Raw genomic sequence first — 1,531 nt, 5'->3', positions numbered from 1 at the left:
AGAACTCGTGATACTGTTCATCCTGTTCAAGCAAAATCGGACGAATGTATTTGCCTTTAAAATAACGATTCCAGCCTTCACGGCTTCTACCTTCAAAGCCTGCACGTTCTTTTTGTAATACACCCATCCACACCCACTTGAGACGAAGTTGAGCAGCACTGCGAGTCTCTTTTTTATTTTTTATGACCACGATTGCGTTTGGATCATCAATCTGAGAAATAAACGCTATGCAATTAGCTCTGGTTACTGGTGTTGATATGTGGAAGGTTTGGGGGTTCATGCTGCCCTCCCATTCATCACCCAAAAAGCTTCAGGCACTCGCTCATCTTGTTTTGGAAGCCATGCACGTTTACGCCCGACAATCAGATTGAATTGCTCAAGCAATTTCATATCTTTGAAGTAAAGATGGACCGTGCCTTTTTTGAACACTCGAGCATAAAAGAATTCACTCTCTACTCTTTCACCAAAGTCGACCGCCTCATCATTGAGTGCAGCTGATACTTTTTTGTAACCGGGCTTTTTATATTTCCTGCCATGCTCATCAACGGCGTCGACTTGGTCTTGAAGCCCTGCAATGTGAGCTAGTGCTTTGTCGATATCATCAAGTACACGCTCTTTTTCCCAGCGTATTTTCTTTGTGATCATGAAATGTATGTCACACATATTTGGGAGCACGACACGCTTGTTGACGAAGAAATAATCGTTGCTTTTCCAACCTTCGATATGGACCCTGTTTTCTTTGTGGTAACGAGTCATTAAGTCGAAGGCTTCCTCAATGCATTCTTCAATGATTGAGTCGTAGTCTTTGACTAGGTTTTTAAGGAACGTCTTGATGTTTTCAGTAGTGAACTCAAGATTGCTTACAATAGAAATTTGAGCCTCAAACTGCTCTCTGACTTTTTCCGTCATGTACTTATGGAAGTCGGCAAGACTGGTGACTGTTCGCCATGCCGATTCACGAAGTTGGTCCACAAAGTCATTAAGTGACTCTTTGACCATCTCGGTTTCATCTTCACCATTACCGTTGATTAGGCTTGCGTAATAAGCTGATTCTGCTGCTGAGATAACTGCTCGTCTTTTTGCGTCGACTGCACTGGTATATGCCAGGACCATGTTTTCAATACGGCTTTCAGGTAGCGCTAACTGGTTACCGTATTCTGCCGGCTCATCTTCTTTTTCTGCCTGCTTCATACCTTGGAAATAATCACTGTTTACGCTGTTACGCTTACTCAGCTTTATTAAAGCAACCTCAACACCCGTTTTACGCTCTGCGTCGACGAACTGGCCCTGTAGGTACTCAACCTCACCATGCTGCTCAACCAGGCTAACAAGTAACTTTCTTGATTCTGTATGAGGGTTTTTTAATGTTTCAGCATTAAGCAGTGCTATCACGTCACCGCTGTAAATAATTTCCCACGCTTTTAGTACATGCTTATCACCATTGCTAAACGGTGGGTTCATGATGATAGTGTCGTACTGCTTGGTGCTGGCGTAGGCTAAGAAGTCAGTATCAACAACACGAAAGCCTTCG

The 1,531-nt window shown here is 43.3% G+C and carries 2 protein-coding genes; both read right to left on the bottom strand.

The genetic code is table 11. From position 1 onward, the window contains the following. Nucleotides 1-280 (bottom strand): hypothetical protein (locus B4K20_RS00960; RefSeq protein ID WP_289281540.1); only part of this gene is annotated, 280 nt, incomplete at its 3' end. Next, on the bottom strand, nucleotides 277-1,531 hold a 1,255-nt coding region (locus B4K20_RS00955; RefSeq protein WP_289281539.1), incomplete at its 5' end, for a DUF4942 domain-containing protein. The genes B4K20_RS00955 and B4K20_RS00960, both read right to left, overlap by 4 nt.

It is taken from the genome of Methylophaga sp. UBA5088 (assembly GCF_002414625.1).
Taxonomy (GTDB): Bacteria; Pseudomonadota; Gammaproteobacteria; order Nitrosococcales; family Methylophagaceae; genus Methylophaga; species Methylophaga marina.
Note: the sequence above shows the minus strand (reverse complement) of the source record. Positions and strands in the feature narration are given on the sequence as shown.